This window comes from Bradyrhizobium guangdongense (assembly GCF_006483445.1).
Taxonomy (GTDB): Bacteria; Pseudomonadota; Alphaproteobacteria; order Rhizobiales; family Xanthobacteraceae; genus Bradyrhizobium; species Bradyrhizobium guangdongense_A.
Genome location: NZ_PPPT01000003.1, coordinates 14,250 through 31,618, shown reverse-complemented (window position 1 = coordinate 31,618; position 17,369 = coordinate 14,250). Strand labels below are relative to the sequence as shown.

17 protein-coding genes are annotated in these 17,369 nt (G+C 65.1%); 8 read left to right on the top strand and 9 right to left on the bottom strand.

Going from position 1 to position 17,369, the window contains the following annotated elements; genetic code table 11:
- The first annotated feature begins 15 nt into the window (after positions 1–15).
- Both C2U70_RS00385 and C2U70_RS00380 read left to right on the top strand, forming a co-directional pair.
- Positions 16–318: a hypothetical protein gene (locus C2U70_RS00385; RefSeq protein ID WP_140975879.1), complete on the top strand. Its 303-nt coding sequence runs from the start codon at positions 16–18 to the stop codon at positions 316–318.
- Positions 315–752, top strand: coding sequence for a type II toxin-antitoxin system VapC family toxin (locus tag C2U70_RS00380; protein WP_140975878.1), 438 nt, complete (start codon positions 315–317; stop codon positions 750–752). The genes C2U70_RS00385 and C2U70_RS00380 overlap by 4 nt, the downstream gene beginning before the upstream one ends.
- Positions 753–757: 5 nt before the next feature.
- Here the strand turns inward: C2U70_RS00380 and C2U70_RS00375 are convergent, their stop codons facing one another.
- Genes C2U70_RS00375 through C2U70_RS00365 form a run of 3 tightly spaced genes read right to left on the bottom strand, consistent with a single transcriptional unit; the run spans position 758 to position 3,569 of the window.
- Positions 758–1,642 (bottom strand): MlaD family protein, encoded by an 885-nt coding sequence (locus C2U70_RS00375; protein ID WP_140975877.1) that lies wholly within the window; start codon positions 1,640–1,642, stop codon positions 758–760.
- Positions 1,643–1,659: 17 nt separating this feature from the next.
- On the bottom strand, positions 1,660–2,433 hold the full coding sequence (locus C2U70_RS00370; protein ID WP_140975876.1) for an ABC transporter ATP-binding protein: 774 nt from the start codon (positions 2,431–2,433) through the stop codon (positions 1,660–1,662).
- A gap of 2 nt (positions 2,434–2,435) precedes the next feature.
- Complete coding sequence (locus tag C2U70_RS00365; RefSeq protein WP_140975875.1) at positions 2,436–3,569, bottom strand: MlaE family ABC transporter permease; 1,134 nt, start codon at positions 3,567–3,569, stop codon at positions 2,436–2,438.
- A 140-nt stretch (positions 3,570–3,709) separates the two neighbouring features.
- Between C2U70_RS00365 and dgcA the strand changes: the two genes are divergently transcribed.
- Positions 3,710–4,705: an N-acetyl-D-Glu racemase DgcA gene (gene dgcA, locus C2U70_RS00360; RefSeq protein ID WP_140975874.1), complete on the top strand. Its 996-nt coding sequence runs from the start codon at positions 3,710–3,712 to the stop codon at positions 4,703–4,705.
- Here dgcA and C2U70_RS00355 read toward each other — a convergent pair whose 3' ends face one another.
- Positions 4,706–5,959 carry an MFS transporter gene (locus C2U70_RS00355; RefSeq protein WP_140975873.1) on the bottom strand — a complete coding sequence of 418 codons (1,254 nt, stop codon included), beginning with the start codon at positions 5,957–5,959 and terminating at the stop codon, positions 4,706–4,708.
- 75 nt (positions 5,960–6,034) lie between these two features.
- On the opposite strand from C2U70_RS00355, the gene C2U70_RS00350 reads away from it, so the two are divergent.
- Positions 6,035–7,462, top strand: coding sequence for a hypothetical protein (locus C2U70_RS00350; RefSeq protein WP_140975872.1), 1,428 nt, complete (start codon positions 6,035–6,037; stop codon positions 7,460–7,462).
- A 201-nt stretch (positions 7,463–7,663) separates the two neighbouring features.
- Here C2U70_RS00350 and C2U70_RS00340 read toward each other — a convergent pair whose 3' ends face one another.
- Complete coding sequence (locus tag C2U70_RS00340; protein ID WP_140975871.1) at positions 7,664–8,110, bottom strand: RbsD/FucU family protein; 447 nt, start codon at positions 8,108–8,110, stop codon at positions 7,664–7,666.
- Between the two features lie 160 nt (positions 8,111–8,270).
- Between C2U70_RS00340 and C2U70_RS00335 the strand changes: the two genes are divergently transcribed.
- Positions 8,271–8,681: a group II truncated hemoglobin gene (locus tag C2U70_RS00335; RefSeq protein WP_246666625.1), complete on the top strand. Its 411-nt coding sequence runs from the start codon at positions 8,271–8,273 to the stop codon at positions 8,679–8,681.
- A gap of 130 nt (positions 8,682–8,811) precedes the next feature.
- Positions 8,812–10,716 carry a caspase family protein gene (locus C2U70_RS00330; RefSeq protein ID WP_186293973.1) on the top strand — a complete coding sequence of 635 codons (1,905 nt, stop codon included), beginning with the start codon at positions 8,812–8,814 and terminating at the stop codon, positions 10,714–10,716.
- 72 nt (positions 10,717–10,788) lie between these two features.
- Here the strand turns inward: C2U70_RS00330 and C2U70_RS00325 are convergent, their stop codons facing one another.
- The 4 genes from C2U70_RS00325 to thiD form a co-directional block, all read right to left on the bottom strand.
- Positions 10,789–11,772, bottom strand: coding sequence for a threonine/serine dehydratase (locus C2U70_RS00325; RefSeq protein ID WP_140975869.1), 984 nt, complete (start codon positions 11,770–11,772; stop codon positions 10,789–10,791).
- A 75-nt stretch (positions 11,773–11,847) separates the two neighbouring features.
- Positions 11,848–12,912 carry a glycosyltransferase family 4 protein gene (locus tag C2U70_RS00320; protein WP_140975868.1) on the bottom strand — a complete coding sequence of 355 codons (1,065 nt, stop codon included), beginning with the start codon at positions 12,910–12,912 and terminating at the stop codon, positions 11,848–11,850.
- Positions 12,912–13,724: a UDP-2,3-diacylglucosamine diphosphatase gene (locus C2U70_RS00315; RefSeq protein ID WP_140975867.1), complete on the bottom strand. Its 813-nt coding sequence runs from the start codon at positions 13,722–13,724 to the stop codon at positions 12,912–12,914. Before C2U70_RS00315 ends, C2U70_RS00320 begins: the two co-directional genes overlap by 1 nt.
- Before the next feature lie 207 nt (positions 13,725–13,931).
- Positions 13,932–14,732 carry a bifunctional hydroxymethylpyrimidine kinase/phosphomethylpyrimidine kinase gene (gene thiD / locus C2U70_RS00310; protein ID WP_140975866.1) on the bottom strand — a complete coding sequence of 267 codons (801 nt, stop codon included), beginning with the start codon at positions 14,730–14,732 and terminating at the stop codon, positions 13,932–13,934.
- Between the two features lie 250 nt (positions 14,733–14,982).
- On the opposite strand from thiD, the gene C2U70_RS00305 reads away from it, so the two are divergent.
- A complete protein-coding gene (locus tag C2U70_RS00305; RefSeq protein ID WP_140975865.1) occupies positions 14,983–16,956 on the top strand; it encodes a PAS domain S-box protein in 1,974 nt (657 codons plus the stop codon).
- Between the two features lie 109 nt (positions 16,957–17,065).
- Entirely contained in the window at positions 17,066–17,311 is a 246-nt protein-coding gene (locus tag C2U70_RS00300; RefSeq protein ID WP_140975864.1) for an Lrp/AsnC ligand binding domain-containing protein, read from the top strand.
- Positions 17,312–17,369 lie beyond the last annotated feature (58 nt).

Sequence of the window (17,369 nt, the reverse complement as noted above, 5' to 3'; positions counted from 1 at the left end):
CGAGAGGGCTTCGCCATGAAGAACACGGCGCAAAAGCGGGCGCTTCGCAACTATCGAGCACGACTGTCCAAGCGCGGTATGGCCCGTTTCGAAGTCCTTGGCCTCGACGCCGACCGCGACCTGATCCGCTCTCTGGCCAAGCGGTTGGCTGAGGACGATGCCGAGGCCGGCCGTATCAGGACGGTCGTCAGTCAGACGATGGGCGGCGAACCGCCGAGCAAGGGCGGCATCGTTGCAGCCTTGCTGCGCTCGCCATTGGTGGACGCTGATCTCGACCTGACCCGTGCGCGCGACGCCGGCCGGAAAGTCGATCTGTGACGCGCTATCTGCTCGACACCAACATCATCAGCAACGTCACCAGACCGGTTCGGTCGCCGTCCCTCATCGCTTGGCTGACGGAACAGATCGACACCGATCTCTACATATCCACGCTGACTCTCGGAGAAATCCAGCGCGGCATTCTGGAGAAGCCGGCCGGAAAGAAGCGCAACGAGCTTGAAGCTTGGTTTGCCGGGCCGGAGGGACCGCAGGCACTGTTTGCCGGACGCGTGCTTGCCTTCGACGAGCGCGCAAGTCTGATCTGGGCACGCCTCATGGCCGACGGGAAATCAAGCGGGAAGCCACGTAGTGCGTTCGATATGATCATCGCCGCAGTGGCCGAAGCCAATGGCTGCGTTGTCGTCACCGACAACGAGAAGGACTTTGCAGGGCTAGGCTTCATCAATCCATTGAGACAGCCAAGGTCGGATTAGCAATCCTACTGCCGCCGACCACTCGCCGCCGGCGCTGCTGCCGGCTTCGGCGGCTCGGCCGGCGGTGCCGCCTGCTGCTGGCTGTTGCTGGCGCCGAACAGCACGCGGGTGGGGTTGCGGTCGAAATTGTTCACGGCGCGGCTGATGTCGCCGAGGGTGCGGCGGCCGTCGGCCATCAGCGCGCCCGAGCGCTTGTCAAAATCGTCGGCGAGCTCGCGGATCGACTTCACCGCCAGGAACAGCTCGCCACCGTCCTTGCCGCCGGCGAGCGTATTGAGGCCGAGCATGAGGTTGTCGGCCTTGAGCATCACGCCGTCGACCTTGGCCATGACAGCATCGATGCGCTCGGAATTGCGCGCCAGCGAGGTCGTGAAGGTCTCGAGGTTCTTCAGCGAGTTGCTGACCGACTGCTGATTGTCGGCGACGAGCTTGTTGATGTTCTGCAGCGTGCCGCGGATCGCCTCGGTGACGTCCTGGAGCTTGGTCGGATCGGCCATCAGGATCGGGATGCCGTCCTCGTCCAGCGGCGGCGGGGGTGCCGCCTCCTCGCCGCCTTTGAGCGAGATCGCGGCGACGCCGGTCAGCCCCTGGAATTCGAGGCCGACCAGGGTGTCTTTCCGGATCGGCGCCTTGTTCTCGATCATGGCGAGTGCGACAACCCGACGCGGGTTGTCCAGCTTCACCGAGACCACTTCACCTACCCGGATACCGTTGAAATTGACGCTGCCGCCGTTGCGCAGGCCCGCCGCCGGTCCCTCGAACACGACCCGCAGGGGGCTCCTCTGCTTGGTGGTGTGGAGCGACTGAAACCACAGCACGAAGCCGATCGCCGCCGCGATCACCGCCAGCGTGAAGGACCCGATCAGCACGTAGTTCGCCCGCGTTTCCATTGGATACTCCGGCTACATCAGCTCATGACCGCGCGGGCGCGCTTGCCATGGAAATACTGCCTCAACCAGGGATGTTGCGAGGCCTGCATGTCGGCGATCGACCCTGCAGCAATGATCTTACCGTTCCCTAAAACGGCGATGCGGTCGCAAGCTGTATAAAGGCTGTCGAGGTCGTGGGTTACCATGAAAACCGTCAGGCCCAAAGTGCGCTGGAGCGTCCTGACCAGCTCGTCGAAGTCGCCGGCGCCGATCGGATCGAGGCCCGAGGTCGGCTCATCCAGGAAGACGAGATCGGGATCGAGCGCGAGCGCGCGCGCCAGCGCCACGCGCTTGATCATGCCGCCCGAGAGCTCCGAGGGAAATCGCTCGGCCACCTCAGGCTTGAGGCCGACCATCGCGAGCTTGGCCATCGTGATCTCGTCCATCAGGCGCTGTGTGACGTTGAGATATTCACGCATCGGGAACTGGATGTTCTGCCGCACCGTGAGCGAGGAGAACAGCGCGCCCTGCTGAAACAGCACGCCCCAGCGCCGCTCGACGCCACGGCGCTGCGCGGTGTTCGATGCATCGAGGTCGACGCCGAACACCTCGATGCGGCCGGCAACCTTTGGCACGAGCCCGATGATGGTGCGCGTCAGCACGGATTTTCCCGCACCGGACGGGCCGACGAAGCCGAGGATCTCGCCGCGCTTGACGTCGAGATTGAGGCCGTCGAGCACGCGCGTCGCGCCGAATTGCACGGTGATGTCGCGGACGCGAATGATGGGGTTTTGGATCTCGGGCGCGGCCATCGTCACATTCCGATCGACGCGAAGAAGATCGCGAACACGCCATCCATGACGATGACGAAGAAGATGCCCTTCACGACCGAAGACGTCGTGTGCTGGCCAAGCGACTCGGCGCTGCCCTGCACGGCCAGGCCCTCGACGCAGGCAACGATGCCGATCACGGCCGCCATGACCGGGGCTTTGACGATGCCGACGATAAAATGGTCGATCGAGATCGCGTCGCGCAGGCGCAACAAAAAGGCTTCCGGATCGACGCCGCCATAGAGCCAGGCGACGAGCCCGCCGCCATAGAGCGCGGCCATCGCACCGAGGAAGGCGAGGATCGGCAGCGCCAGCACCAGCGCCAGCATGCGCGGCAGCACCAAAACCTCGATCGGGTCAAAGCCCATGGTGCGCAGCGCGTCGATCTCCTCGCGCATCTTCATCGAGCCGAGCTCGGCGGTATAGGCGCTGCCCGAGCGGCCCGCGACCATGATCGCGACCAGCAGCACGCCGATCTCGCGCAGCACCAGCACGCCGAGCATGTCGACCACAAAGATATCGGCGCCGAATTTGCGGAAGTGAAAGATGCCCTGCTGCGAGATGATGCAGCCGATCAGGAAAGTGATGAGCACGATGATCGGCACCGCGCGCCAGCAGACCTGCTCGAGATGATGCACCGTCGAGGTCAGGCGGAACGAGCGCGGATGGATCAGCACGCGTCCGCCGGCCGCCAGCACCGCACCGAGCATGTCGACCAGGCTCGCGATGGTACCGACGACACCCGCAACCGCGCGGCCGATCTGCTCCAGCATGCCTGATATGGTGACAGCGCTGCCGTCGATGACAGGATTGGCTTTCACCCGCCGGACCTCGTCCACGAGGCTCGCATAGTTTGCCGAGAGACCGGCGATCTGCGCCTCGACAGCGCCTTGCGTCAGGCTGCGGCGCAGCCGCTCGATCAGCCAGGCGCCAAACGTATCGAGCTTGGAGACCTCGGAGACGTCGATAAAGATGTTCTGCCGGCTGCCGGCGAGCTTTTCGGCGTCAGCCACGATGCGCTCGAGGCTGGGCGCAAAGCTTGCGGTCCAGGTCCCGGTTGCGCACAACGCAAGCGCATTGCCCTTGGCGATCCGTTCCAGCTTCGGATCGCCGCTCAAGATGCCCGCCCCCCTGAAGAGGCATAAGCAGCGGAAAAGTGATGGTTGCGCACGCGCCCTTACCTTGAAGAAGGTATCCCCAACCCGTCATAGTTAGTTGCAGCAGGCAACTTACCGGTTCGAAATTGCCAGAGTTTTAAATGACTTCGCCCAAACTTCCAACGTTGCTTGCGCGAATCGAGCGCTTCCCGATCGCGGGCAGCTTTACCATCAGCCGGGGCGCCAAGACCGAGGCCGTGACCGTTGTGGCCGAGATCAGCCGCGGCGGGCTCACCGGCCGCGGCGAATGCGTGCCCTATCCGCGCTATGGCGAGACCCCGGAGGCGACGCTAGCAGCGATTCAGGCCATGCAGGAGGCAATAGTGAGCGGACTGGACCGGCAGGCCCTTCAGGCGGCCATGCCGCCGGGCGCGGCCCGTAACGCCCTGGACTGCGCCCTGATCGATCTGGAAGCCAAGCAGGCTGGGTTGCGGGTCTGGAACCTGCTCGACCGCCCCGTGCCGGGCGAGCGGACCACGGCCTACACGATTTCGTTAGGCAGCCCCGAGGCGATGGCGGCAGCCACCGCCAAGGCGTCGCGGCGGCCGCTCCTCAAGATCAAGCTCGGCGGCGACGGCGACGCCGAACGGATCGCAGCCGTACGCGAGGCCGCCCCCGAATCCGAGCTGATCGTCGATGCCAACGAGGCCTGGACCGATGCCAACCTCGAACACAATTTGCACGCCTGCGCCGAGGTCGGTGTCACCCTGGTCGAGCAGCCGCTGCCGGCGGGCCGGGACCAGCGGCTTGCCCGCATCAAGCGCCCGCTCGCCGTCTGTGCCGATGAGAGCGTGCACGACCGCAATTCGCTCGCGCCCTTGCGCGACCGCTACGACGCCGTGAACATCAAGCTCGACAAGACCGGCGGCCTCACCGAGGCGCTCGCCATGGCGGATGCGGCGCAGACGCTCGGCTTCGAGATCATGGTCGGCTGCATGGTGGCGACCTCGCTGTCGATGGCGCCTGCAATGCTGCTGACGCCGCAGGCCCGCTTCGTCGATCTCGACGGCCCGCTGCTGCTGGCGCGCGATCGCGACAATGGCCTTCGTTATGACGACAGTCTCGTCTATCCGCCCGAGGCTACGCTCTGGGGCTGATTAGTTCTTTGTTTGCGCATGATCTCCGCGCAAACGCGTTTCGCGTTTGTCGCGAGGGAAAACCGCTTCGCACTTTTCCGGATCATGCTTGAGCCGGTGCCGCATCGACCACATCACGGCCGCGCCGATGCCGGCCATCGCGGCCATCATGTAGTAGAGCCCCTCGCCATAGCGGGCGTAGATCGCTCCTGAAATGATCGACGTCGTCGAACTCAACAGGCCGGCGGTCGCCGCGTAATAGCCCTGCCCGCGCGCCATCTGATGCGAGGGAACGTGTTGCACCAGGAGACTCATGACGCCGACCTGCGTCAGCCCGAAGGTGAGGCCGTGCCCGACCTGAACGATCGCAAGGATAACAAGCTGCGGCTCATTCGCCGTGACCGACCACCGCACGACCGCACTGACACCGCCGATCACCACAAGCAGCCACGGATGCAGCGACAGCCGTGGCGATACCGCGAACACGATGATCTCGGCGAATACGCCGAGCGACCATAGTATCGCGATCGTCAGCCCACTGACGCCATGCGTCTGCCAGTTGATCGAGGCGAAGGTGTAATAGGCGACGTGGCTGCTTTGGATCAGTGCCGCCGAAACGATGATCGCAACAAAGTTTGCATCGCGCAGCAGGCGCTTGCCGCCCTGCGCGACCACGGTCTTTCGACCGATATCGTCGAGCGGCCGCAGCAGGAGACCGGTGAACGCCGACAGCGTCGCGAGCGATGCAATCACCCAGATCAGTTCGCGCGCCGCGATCACGTCGATCGCGAGCCCGCAGGCGAGCGCGCAGACGATAAAGGCAACCGATCCCCACAGCCGCAGCGGGCCGTAGCTGAGGCCGTAGCTGATGACGCCGCGCAGCGCATAGGCATCCGTCAGCGGCATCAGCGGCGTCCAGAAGCCGCAGGTGACGACATAGAGCAGCAGTACGGCTATCGGCCGATGCTGCGTGCCGAGTAGCGTGAAGCCGATTGCTGCGGCAAAGGCGGAGATGATCATGGCTGCGCGCAGGGCGTGGCGGCGTTCTGCCGTCGCGGTCACGAAGGGCAGCGAGGTGAATCGCGTCACCGCGGGCACGGCGCAGATGATCCCGATCCAGCCGGAATCGATGCCGACGGCCTTCAGCCAGACCGGGAAGAACGGCAGATGGGTACCGAGAAGACCGAACGACGTCGAGTAGAACAGCGCCAGCCGAATCGCGAATCGCCGGCCTTGCGACGCAGATGCTGTGGGGATTTGTGATTCGTTCGGCATCAATTCAATTGCGATTCGGTCGATATCGTGGTGATCGTTACAGTAACGCGCACTGATTTGCGCGACGAGATTGCCATGGCCAATGAAGCATTCGCCCTCTCGCCGATGTCCGCCCGTGCGGCCGAGCCGAACGAGCAGGATTACGACGCGATCCGCGAAGCCTTTATGGAGACCGCGCGCGGCCGCTGGTTCCTCGGCGAATACGCCAAGCGCAACCGCAACGCCGACACGCGCATGGTGCTCGATGCCGTTGCCAAAATCGAGGAAACCCTTGCGGCGCAGCGTCAACCTGTCGTCGAGGATCGCGTGCCCGAGGTGCTGGCCGCGATCCGCCGCGCCGTTCGCGAGGCCGAGACCCTGGCGGTCGCAGCGTTCGATCCCGGCATGATCGAGGCGAGCCTCAGCCCGATCCACCGCGGCGTGCGCATCATCAAGGAGATCTCCTGGCGCTGGCGCGAGATCGGCGCCGACGGGCGAATCTGCGACCTGATTGATTCGCAGCTCACGGCCATCGAGGGCGCCTGCGGCCAGATGGCGACCATCGACCCGCGCACCGAGCTCCGGGTCGCCTTCGACCTGCTCAAGGACCAGATCGAGCAGGCCGGCGGCGGCGCCACGGCCAGGCAGGCCGAGGCAGCACCTCCTCCTCCCGCACCGGCGCAGCAAGCGCCCGAAGTTGCGGAAGCGCCGACTGCCGACATCGCCATGGAGATGGCGGTGAGCGAGCCGCCGGCAGACGTCGCGGAGATGCAGCAAGAGGTCGCCACGGCCCCCGAGCCGGAGCTTGCCGCAGCTACAACTGACATCGCCGAGACGATGGAAGCCGCGGCCGCCGAGCCGATCGGTGAAATCCAGATCGCCGAAGTCCAAATCGCAGAGATCGTGGAGAGCCCGATCGTTAGCGAGCTGGATGTCGCTGAACCCGCCGCACTCGCGGAGGTCATCGACGAGCCGCAGCTCGATGCGGCGGCGGAGGCCGAGGACGAAGCCGTCCTTGCGGCGATCGCGATGGAGATGGCTGCGCCGGATCCGGAGTTCGACGAGATCATCGGCGAGTTCAGCGAGATTGCGGCGGAGGTTCATGCACCGGTTGTGGAAGAGCTCGTTGCTGCGGAGCCGGTCGCGAAAGAACCAGCCGCTGCGGAGCCGATCGCCGCAGAGCCATTCGCGGCGGAGCCTGTCGTCGAAGAGCCCGTTGTCGCAGAGGCCGTGTCGGCCGGGATGGCCGAAACGATCGCGCAACTGCGCGAGGCCATCGCCGAAGCCGCCACTGCGGTGATGGAGCGCCCCGAGCCCGTGGTCGCACAAGCGACGTCGCTTCCGATGCCCTCACCGGTCGCGATGTCGTCATCCGCGCCGATGTCCTCGCCGGCGGCGGAGGCCTCGCTCGGCGCGACCATCCTCGCCAGCGGCATGCTCAAGACGCCGCGCACGGCCGCCAACGATCCCCTGGCCCCGATCCGCCGCATGACCCAGGCCGAGAAGATCGCGTTCTTCTCGTAGCGCAAACTCTCTCAACGCCGTCATTGCGAGCGCCTCCTACTCTCGTGTCCCGGACGCGCCGCAACGACATAAGCGTTGCGGCGCTGAGCCGGGACCCAGACGGCGACGAACTCATCTGTGGCATGGGCCCCGGCTCTGCAGCGCATCGTCGAAGAGACGTTGCGCTGCGTCCGGGGCACGAGGACGCGATCTTGCGCGCGCCTAGATCCCGATCACACCCTTGCGCAGCAGGAAGCAGCCGTAGCCCCTGCTGTCCCCGACCTGCACGACGCCAAAGCTCGACGCAGCCGCGCGATAGAAATCGTTGCGCGAGAGCTTGCCGCATTGCACGGGGCCGCCGGCGGAGCGCTCGATTTCCGCCAGCACCGCGCGCTGCACGTCCGGCACGCGGTCGGGATCGTCGACCGGCGCCATCACGCGCACGGGATCGGGCTCGAAATCGTCGAGCGGATAGAGCGTCATGATCGCGCGGACGGCGGTCTCCATGCTGATGCCGGTCAGATGCACCAGGCGCTGCGACGACGTCGAGCGCGCGATGCGTGCCGCCGGGTGATTGGCATCGACGACCGCGAGGTCGTCGCCATGGCCCATGGAGGCGAGAAGCCAGAGCAGGTCCGGCGTCAGGATCGGATCGATCGATTTCAGCATGTGTCGGACTGCCCCCTTAAGCTCGCAGGCGATGCTGCCCAAAACGCGCCCGTTCGGCAATCGATCGGGGCCCGACCACTTGAAAATTGATCCAAATCATAGCGTCAATCGCACCGGACCTGTTGGCTCGCCGCGCCCCTCATCGATGAGCCCTGCGACCATGCCGACCGCGTCCACCAGCGAAGCCCCGACGACGACGACAACCCCGTACGACCTCATCGGCGGCGAGGCCGCGGTGCGGCGGCTGGCCGACCGCTTCTACGAGATCATGGACACGAACCCCGGCGCGCACCGCATCCGCGCCATGCACGGCGCGGATCTGGCCCCGATCCGCCAGCTTCTGTTCGAGTTCCTGAGCGGCTGGCTCGGCGGGCCGCCGCTTTATTTCAACCGGCCGGAGCACCGCTGCATCATGTCGGCACACCGTCCCTACGCCATCGGCGAGGCCGAGCGCGACGAATGGATGTCATGCATGCGCGCCGCAATGGACGATTGCGCATTGCCGGCCGAGGTGCGCGCTTTGCTGGACCAGGGCTTCTCACGCATGGCTAACGCCGTCCGCAGCCGGTGAATTCGGCTCCCGTGCGTGACCCAGGTCACGCACGGTACGATGGTGACCGGCATCACGTCCCAAAACTCGAACGCGTTCTAGCGTGCAGGGCACCAATCTCGCATCGAGACCAGTGCCAAAGGAGCACGCCATGTTCCGCCTAAAATCCCTTCTGTTGACCGCCAGCGTCCTGGGAAGCCTGTACGGCGTCGCCTGCGACCCGGCTTTCGCGCAGGTCGCCCCCGCGCAAGCCGCCCCCGTCGCACCGGCCCTCCCGGCCGCGCAGCAGAGCCCCGAGCAACGCGTGGCGCTGGTGATCGGCAATTCCAACTACCAGAACGCGCCGCAGCTCGCGAACCCCGACAACGACGCCGAGTCGATGGCAAAATTCCTCAACTCCGCCGGCTTCGAGGTGATCTCCGCGACCGACCTCACCCAGAGCGACATGCTCAAGGTAGTGCAGGACTTCTCCGCCAAGGTCGCCTCGCGCGGCACCAACACGGTGGCGATGGTCTACTATGCCGGTCACGGCGTGCAGCTCGCCGGCGAGAACTATCTCGTGCCTGTCGATGCGAAGGTCGGCAGCCCCGACGAGCTCGTCAGCAGATCGATTCGTCTCGTCGACGTGATGTCGACGCTGGAGACGATTCCGAGCCGCATGCGCATCGTCATTCTCGATGCCTGCCGCAACAACCCCTTCCCGAGCGTCAACGACGCCGGCCGTGGCCTAGCGATCGTCGATGCGCCGAACGGCTCGATCGTCGGTTACTCCACCGCGCCGGGCTCGGAAGCGCAGGATGGTCAGGGCGGCCACAGCCCCTATACGCAGGCCTTCCTCAACATCGCGCGTGAGCCGAACCTGCCGATCGAGCAGCTCTTCAAGCGCGTCCGCCTGGAAGTGAACCAGACCACCGACGGCGCGCAGGTGCCGTGGGAGAGCTCCTCGCTGACCTCCGATTTCACCTTCTTCGGTGACACCGCCGTTGCCGCCAACCGCGCGCCGGTCAAGGCCCCGGTCGTGCAGATGGCGTCGAACCTGCCGAGCCGTTCGGCTCGCCAGGCTTATGACTACGTGCTCTCGGAAGGCCAGCCGCAGTACTATCAGGAGTTCATCCAGATGTACCCGCACGACCCGCTGTGCGACCGCATCCGCTGGCTGCTCGCCAACCTCCTGATCGCGAATGCCTGGCACAAGACCGTGCTTGCCAACTCGCCGGTCGCCTACAAGACCTTCTACGACAGCTACTCCAACAGCCCGTATGCGCAGTCGGCCCTGAAGCTGCAGTTGCAGCCGAAGGAGATCCCGCTGATGCAGGCGACCCACTTCCTGGCGCCGCAGAACATCGCGCCGCTCAAGGTCACCAATCTCGGCCCGAACAAGTACCTGCCGATCGTTGCGCAGGGTGGCGGGCTCGGCAATGGCAACCTGCCTGTCGGCCAGAACAATGGCGGCCAGAACAAGCCGATCCCGATCGACAGCAATGTCATCGGCAAGCTCGGCAATAACGGTCAGAATGGTGGTCAGGTCACGACGCTGCCGGCCGGCAACAATTTGCCGAAGCAGCCAATCGAGACGCCCGCCCAGGTTCCTGGCAAGGTCGTCACGCTGCCGGCGCCGACCAACACCAATACTGGTACGCCGTCCAACACCGGTGTCGTCGGCAAGATCGTGACGCTGCCCGCGGGCAACACCACGACCGGCAACACTGGCATCAACCCGGGCAAGATCGTGACCCTGCCGGCCACGAATGTCGGCAAGGACGGACCGAAGGTCGACGTCAAGAACATCGACGTGAAGACCTCTGGCCCCGCAACCACCGGTCAGAACCAGCCGCCGGTCCGCGTGACCACCGGCAATACCGGTATTGTGAAGCAACTGAACAACAACCCGTCGAACTCGGTGCAGGTCAACAACCGTCCGCAGCTCAATACCACGCCGAACCGGATCAACAACGTCACCGTGAACAACAACTTCAAGCAGTCGATGAACCAGGCGCCGCAGAACAATGGCGGCAATAATGGTGGCATGAACCGCCGCGGCGGGTTCATGCACTGATCACGGCTTCAAGACACGACAAAGGGGCGGAGCAGCAATGCTCCGCCCCTTCGCTGTTGGTCTATTCGGCCTTTAGGCCACGAGCTCCGCAAACAGGTCGGCATCGACATTGCCGCCGGAGAGCACGATGACGACGTTCTTGCCGGCGACGTCGAGACGGCCGGCGAGCAGTGCAGCGAGGCCGACGGCACCGCCGGGCTCGACCACCAGCTTCAGCTCGCGATAGGCAAACGCCACGGCCGCGCCGACCTCCTTGTCGGATGCAGTCACGCCGCGGGACAGTAGCTTGCTGTTGATCGCAAACGTCATCTCGCCCGGGATCAGCGCCATCAGCGCGTCGCAGATGGTCCGACCCGCCGGCGCGTGCGGCTCGCGATGGCCCATAGCGAGCGAGAGGGTGTGATCGTCAAACGCCTCGGGCTCGGCGACGATGATCTGTGCCTGCGGGTAGCGCGCCTTCACTGCGGTCGCGACGCCCGCGATCAGGCCGCCGCCGGAGGCCGGCGCCACCACGATGTCGGGAACAATGCCGCGGGCGGCCATATCTTCCGCGATCTCGCGCCCCGCGGTACCCTGCCCTGCGATGACGAAGGGATCGTCATAGGGCCGAACCAGCGTCGCGCCGCGCTTCTCGGCGATGCCGCGGGAGATCGCTTCGCGATCGTCTCGGTCGCGATCGTAAAGAACGACATCGGCGCCGTAGGATTTCGTGCGCTCGCGCTTGGTCAGCGGCGCATCCGACGGCATCACGATGGTCGCGTGCATGTCGAGCAGCTTTGCCGCCGCGGCCACGCCCTGGGCATGGTTGCCCGAGGAGAACGCGACCACGCCGCCGGCGCGCTTATCCTGCGGGATCGAGGCCACCTTGTTGAAGGCGCCGCGGAACTTGAAGGAGCCGGTGCGCTGAAGCATCTCCGGCTTCAGGAACACCTTTGCGCCGACGCGCTCGTCGAGCACCGGGAATGACAACAGCGGCGTGCGGATGGCGAAGGGCGCAATCACGCGCGCTGCGGCATCAATGTCGGCGGGGCCGATCGGGAGAGCTGGTTCCGTCATGCACAATGTGTACCGCGCCGGCTGACGGCTGGAAAGACACCCAAGCGTGACAGGCTTGGATATCAGGCTTGGATATCAGGCCACGAAACGCGGCTGTTCCACCCCGCCCGCACGGGGCAGCACCGCGCCCGCACGGGGCAGCACCGCGCCGACGGCCAAAATCCGGTCGATAAAGGCGCGCGCTGACGCCTCCCAGGTATGAGAGGCGGCGAATTCGACGCAGTCCTGACGGGAAATGTCGAGCGCTGCCAAGCAGGCGCCGCGCAGATCCTCGTCCAGCACGCCGACAGGCGCTTCGCCGATCACGTCCCGAGGTCCTCTCACGGGGAAGGCCGCGACCGGCAGGCCGCTCGCCAACGCCTCCAGTAGCACCAGGCCAAACGTGTCGGTCCGGCTCGGGAACACGAAGACGTCGGCGGCTGCATAGATTTCAGCCAGCGCCTCGCCATGGCGCTCGCCGAGGAAGATGGCATCGGGATAGGCCTGCTCCAGCGAGGCCCGCGCCGGGCCGTCACCGACGATCACCTTGGTCCCGGGCAAGTCGAGATCGAGGAAAGCTTCCAGGTTCTTCTCCACCGCGACGCGGCCGACGCACAAGAACACGGGTGCCGGCAGGCAAAGGTCGATGGCGCGGGGATGGAACAGTTTTGTATCGACGCCGCGCGGCCACAGCACGACGTTCTCGAAGCCGCGCTCGGCAAGCTCGCGCGCCAGTGCCGGCGTTGCCGCCATCACGGCACGGCTCGCGCCATGGAAACGGCGCAGGGCCCGCCAGATCAGAGACTCCGGAACGGGCACCCTCGCCCGCACATACTCGGGAAAGCGGGTGTGAAAGCTGGTCGTGAACGGCAGCGCGCGCTGCAGGCAATAGCGGCGCACCATCAACCCGATCGGCCCTTCGGTCGCGATATGAATGCTGTCGGGCCGCGCTTCCTCGATCAGCTTTGCGATCCGCTTCGGCCGCGGCATGGCGAGGCGCACATCGCGATAGCTCGGCATCGCAAAGGTGCGGAATGATTGCGGCGTCAGGAACGAGAACTCGACGTCGAACGATCTTGCCGCGTCAGCGAGCTTGGTCAGCGTCCGAACCACCCCGTTGACCTGGGGATGCCATGCGTCGGTCGCGACCAGGATCCTCATTATGCCGCCCGTGCCGGCACCGCGACGATGGGTGCTGCCTTCTGCAACTGGTCGGCCCAGGTGATGATCTCGAAACGTCCGTCGTCGTGCTCGACCAGCGCCGTGCAGCTCTCCACCCAGTCGCCGCAATTCATGTAGCGGATATCGCCTTCATCGCGGATCGTGGCGTAGTGGATGTGGCCGCAGATCACGCCGTCGGCGTCGTGACGCCGCGCCTCGGCCGCAAGCGCCTGCTCGAACGCGCCGATATAATTGACCGCGTTCTTCACTTTCAGTTTCGCCCATTGCGACAGCGACCAATAGGGCACGCCGAACAGTCGCCGGAAGAAGTTGACGAAGCGATTCATCTGGATCGCGAAGTCATAGGCCTTGTCGCCGAGATGGGCGAGCCAGCGCGCGTTTTGCACCACGAGGTCGAAAATGTCGCCGTGGATGACGAGATAGCGCCGGCCGTCCGCGCCGGTGTGCACGGTGTTCTCGACCACGTCGATGCCGCCGAAATGCGTGCCGTAATAGTTGCGCAGGAACTCGTCGTGATTGCCGGGCACGTAGATGACTTTTGCGCCCTTGCGCGCCTTGCGCAAAAGCTTCTGCACGAGGTCATTGTGCGATTGCGGCCAGTGCCAGCTCGATTTCAACGCCCAGCCGTCGACGATGTCGCCGACGAGGTAGATGGTGTCGGCATCGTGGTAGCGCAGGAAGTCGAGGAGAAGATCGGCTTGCGAACCGCGGGCCCCGAGATGGACGTCGGAGATGAACAAGGTCCGAAAGCGCCGCTCGGGACTCTCGTCACTCATATCGTAACTTCCCATACATCAGCCTGTAACAATGTCCCGTGACAGGGGGATGACGTTGAACCGGCGAAGCGCTCGTGGATACGAATCATGCCCCGCCTCGTGTGTTCAGCGGATAGCAGGGCCATGCGACAATCTGGCGACATGGCCGGGCCGCCGCGGTCCGCAAAAGCCTGGAGGTCGCAACGCGCGACTGGTTAACGGCGAACCGTGCGGAAGCGAGGTTTAGTAGAATTTGTGGAAGTGATGCACCGGCCCGTGGCCGTGACCGACGGCAAATCGATCGGCCTGTGCAATCGCCGCGCTGATCCAGCTCTTGGCATTGCGCACGGCCTGCTCAAAGCCCTCGCCCTTGGCAAGCCCCGCCGCGACTGCCGACGACAGCGAGCAGCCGGTGCCGTGGGTGTTCTTCGTAGCCACACGCGGCGCCGACAACGCAATCACACCTTCATCACTGACGAGATAATCGATGCTCTCGGCGCCCTGCCCGTGCCCGCCCTTGATCAGTACGGCGCGACAGCCAAAGGCGAGCAGGCGCCGTCCCTGCCCTTCGATCTCGGCCTCGCTGGTCGCGATCGGCGTATCGAGCAGCGCCGCCGCCTCGGGCAGGTTCGGCGTGATCACCGAGGCCATCGGAACGAGTTTTGTGCGCAAGGCCTCGACGGCCTCGGCGGCGAGCAGCCGGTCACCGGAGGTCGCGACCATCACCGGGTCGAGCACGACATGCCGCGGCGACCAGCGAGTCAGGCCAGCCGCAATCGCGTCGATGCTGTCGGGCTGCGCCACCATGCCGATCTTGACCGCGCCGACCGCAAGATCGGAGAACACCGCATCGATCTGCGCGGTCACGAAATCAGCCGGTACGGCGTGAATGCCGGTGACGCCAGTCGTGTTCTGCGCGGTCAGCGCCGTGATGACGGAGGCGCCGTAGACGCCGAGCGCGGCAAAGGTCTTGAGGTCGGCCTGGATGCCCGCGCCACCGCTCGAATCCGAGCCTGCAATGGTCAGCGCTATCGGTGTCGTCATCGCCGGGCGCTCGCTTGGCATGAACGGGAGTGATCTTTTGTCCTAGCGCGAGCGCCCGTGGCCGGCAAGCGAATCACCTGCCTGCAGCCCTCCGATGCGAATTTGTCGTCCCCCAACCGTGCGCAAGGCGCAAAAAATTGGGGTTGGCACTTGGCGCCCGCATCGATGAATGAGACGTTGAAGGCGTGCGGAACCGCCCCGCGGACCGAAGGGCTGGCCGCCTCCGAGCTACAGCCTGTCAGGATCAATCATGTGGGCCTATCTGCAACGTCTGCTCGATTCCTCGATGTTCTCGCCGCACGGGATCTGCCTGTTGTGGGAGCCTGAGCTGATCTGGCTTCACGTCGTGTCGGACGCGCTGATCGCCGCGGCCTATTTCTCGATCCCCTTCGCGCTGGCGATCCTGGTCACCAAGCGGCGCGATCTCAAATTCGGTTGGGTCTACTGGGCGTTTGCGATCTTCATCATGGCCTGCGGGCTGACCCACATCCTGTCGATCTATACGCTGTGGGTGCCGGTCTATGGCATCGAGGGGCTGGTCAAGGCCCTGACCGCGGCAGCCTCCGTCTTCACGGCCGGCGCGCTCTGGCCGCTGCTGCCAAAGATCCTGACCATCCCCTCCGCGTTCGAGCTCCATAAGGTCCAGGCCGCGCTCGTCGAGGAGGAGACCCGGAGCCGCGACACCGCCATGCTGCTTCAGCAGGTGAGCGAAGCCCAGCGCGCGCTGCGCGAGAGCGTGGCGCGGCTCAGCGCCGTGGTCGAGACCGCCGTCGACGGCGTCATGTTGTTCGACGCGGACGATCGCATCCTGCTGTTCAACCCGGCCTGCGAACGCCTGTTCGGCTATCGCGCCGACGAAGTCCTCGACCAGAACGTCAAGCTGCTGATGCCCGCCGACCAGAACGCTCTCAACAAGCGCTACATCCGCGACGGCGGCGAGGGCCTCGGCGTTCGCAAGGACGGATCGACATTCCCGGTGGACCTGTCCGTCGGCGGCGCGCTCCAGGACGGCGAGCCGATCTTCGTCGGCATCGTTCACGACCTGACCGCGCGCAAGCTGACCGAGCAGCAGCTTCATCAGGCTCAGAAGATGGAGACCGTCGGCCAGCTCTCCGGCGGCATCGCCCACGACTTCAACAATCTGCTCACCGTCATCGTCGGCAATGCCGAGCACCTGAGCGAGCAGCTCAAGGCCCGGCCCGACCTGCAGCGTTTCGCCGAGGATATCTGCCAGTCCGGCGAGCGCGGCGCGGAGCTGACCCAGAGATTGCTGGCGTTCAGCCGCCGGCAGTTTCTGCAACCGCAGGCGATCGATTGCCGGCAGTTGCTCGATTCCATGCAGAAGCTGCTGAAGCGCACCTTGCGCGAGAGCATCGAGATCAGGACCGCCTTCGGTCCCGGCACCATCCTCGCCTATGCGGACCGGGCCCAGCTCGAATCCGCGGTGCTGAACCTCGCCCTCAACGCGCAGGACGCGATGCCCGGCGGCGGACATCTGACGCTGAGCGCGGAGATCTCGTCGATCGACGACCACTACCGCGCGCTGCATCCCGAGGTCATGTCCGGCAACTACGCCCTGATATCAGTCACCGATGACGGCGAAGGCATGACCGCCGAGGTGATCGAGCATGCCTTCGAGCCGTTCTTCACCACCAAGGAGGTCGGCAAGGGTTCTGGCCTCGGCCTCAGCATGGTGTACGGCTTTGCAAAACAGTCCAACGGACATGTCTCGATCTACAGCGAGCGCGGACTGGGGACGACGGTGCGGATCTATCTGCCGTATGCCGGCGCCGAGCATGTGCGTGCCACCGCCCCCGACATCGAGGCCGCGGCGCCCCGCGGTCACGAGACGGTCCTGATCGCGGAGGACGATCCGTTCGTTCGCTCCTCCGTCATCCAGCGGGTCGAAGCGCTCGGCTATCGCGTGATCGCCGCCGTCAACGGCCGCGAGGCCCTGGATCTTCTGCGCACCAATCCGGACATTGACCTGCTGTTCACCGATATCATCATGCCCGGCGGCATGAGCGGCTGGGAGCTCGGCGACCAGGCCCGCCTGATCCGCCCGGGCCTGCCCGTGCTGTTCTCCTCCGGCTACGCCCTGGAGACACTGGTCGACCAGGGCCGTGCGCACGCGCAATCGATCGTATTGACCAAGCCCTACCGGACGGCCGAACTGGCGCAGCGGCTCAGGGAGGCCTTGGCGGCACCCGTGACGACGCCCTAGCGCAGGCCCCGGGCGTGACAGGCTCGGCTTGCGAACCGGCAAGGTCGCTTGCTAAAGCCACGCGACTTTGGCCTATTAGCCGCCAGAACATGCTTTCGGAGCAACCGCGATGGTTCCTTTCTTCGTCCAGATCAAATGCAAGCTCGGCCAGTCCTACACGGTCGCCAACGCGCTCGCCGAAGCCGAGATCGCCTCGGAGATTTATTCCACGGCGGGCAATTACGATCTGCTGGTGAAGTTCTACGTCGACAAGGACACCGATATCGGCCACTTCATCAATGAGAAGGTGCAGGTGCTGCCGGGGATCCAGGACACCCTCACCATCATCACCTTCAAGGCCTTTGGCGGGGGCTAAAGCGTTTTCGAGCGAAGTGGGCACCGGTTCGCGTCACGAAAACGCGTCAAAACAAGAA

Coding starts and splice junctions, on each gene's coding strand:
- C2U70_RS00385 (WP_140975879.1), top strand. CDS start 16: ATGAAGAACACGGCGCAAAAGCGGGCGCTTCGCAACTATCGAGCACGA.
- C2U70_RS00375 (WP_140975877.1), bottom strand. CDS start 1,642: ATGGAAACGCGGGCGAACTACGTGCTGATCGGGTCCTTCACGCTGGCG.
- C2U70_RS00370 (WP_140975876.1), bottom strand. CDS start 2,433: ATGGCCGCGCCCGAGATCCAAAACCCCATCATTCGCGTCCGCGACATC.
- dgcA (WP_140975874.1), top strand. CDS start 3,710: ATGACTTCGCCCAAACTTCCAACGTTGCTTGCGCGAATCGAGCGCTTC.
- C2U70_RS00355 (WP_140975873.1), bottom strand. CDS start 5,959: ATGCCGAACGAATCACAAATCCCCACAGCATCTGCGTCGCAAGGCCGG.
- C2U70_RS00350 (WP_140975872.1), top strand. CDS start 6,035: ATGGCCAATGAAGCATTCGCCCTCTCGCCGATGTCCGCCCGTGCGGCC.
- C2U70_RS00340 (WP_140975871.1), bottom strand. CDS start 8,110: ATGCTGAAATCGATCGATCCGATCCTGACGCCGGACCTGCTCTGGCTT.
- C2U70_RS00335 (WP_246666625.1), top strand. CDS start 8,271: ATGCCGACCGCGTCCACCAGCGAAGCCCCGACGACGACGACAACCCCG.
- C2U70_RS00330 (WP_186293973.1), top strand. CDS start 8,812: ATGTTCCGCCTAAAATCCCTTCTGTTGACCGCCAGCGTCCTGGGAAGC.
- C2U70_RS00325 (WP_140975869.1), bottom strand. CDS start 11,772: ATGACGGAACCAGCTCTCCCGATCGGCCCCGCCGACATTGATGCCGCA.
- C2U70_RS00320 (WP_140975868.1), bottom strand. CDS start 12,912: ATGAGGATCCTGGTCGCGACCGACGCATGGCATCCCCAGGTCAACGGG.
- C2U70_RS00315 (WP_140975867.1), bottom strand. CDS start 13,724: ATGGGAAGTTACGATATGAGTGACGAGAGTCCCGAGCGGCGCTTTCGG.
- thiD (WP_140975866.1), bottom strand. CDS start 14,732: ATGACGACACCGATAGCGCTGACCATTGCAGGCTCGGATTCGAGCGGT.
- C2U70_RS00305 (WP_140975865.1), top strand. CDS start 14,983: ATGTGGGCCTATCTGCAACGTCTGCTCGATTCCTCGATGTTCTCGCCG.
- C2U70_RS00300 (WP_140975864.1), top strand. CDS start 17,066: ATGGTTCCTTTCTTCGTCCAGATCAAATGCAAGCTCGGCCAGTCCTAC.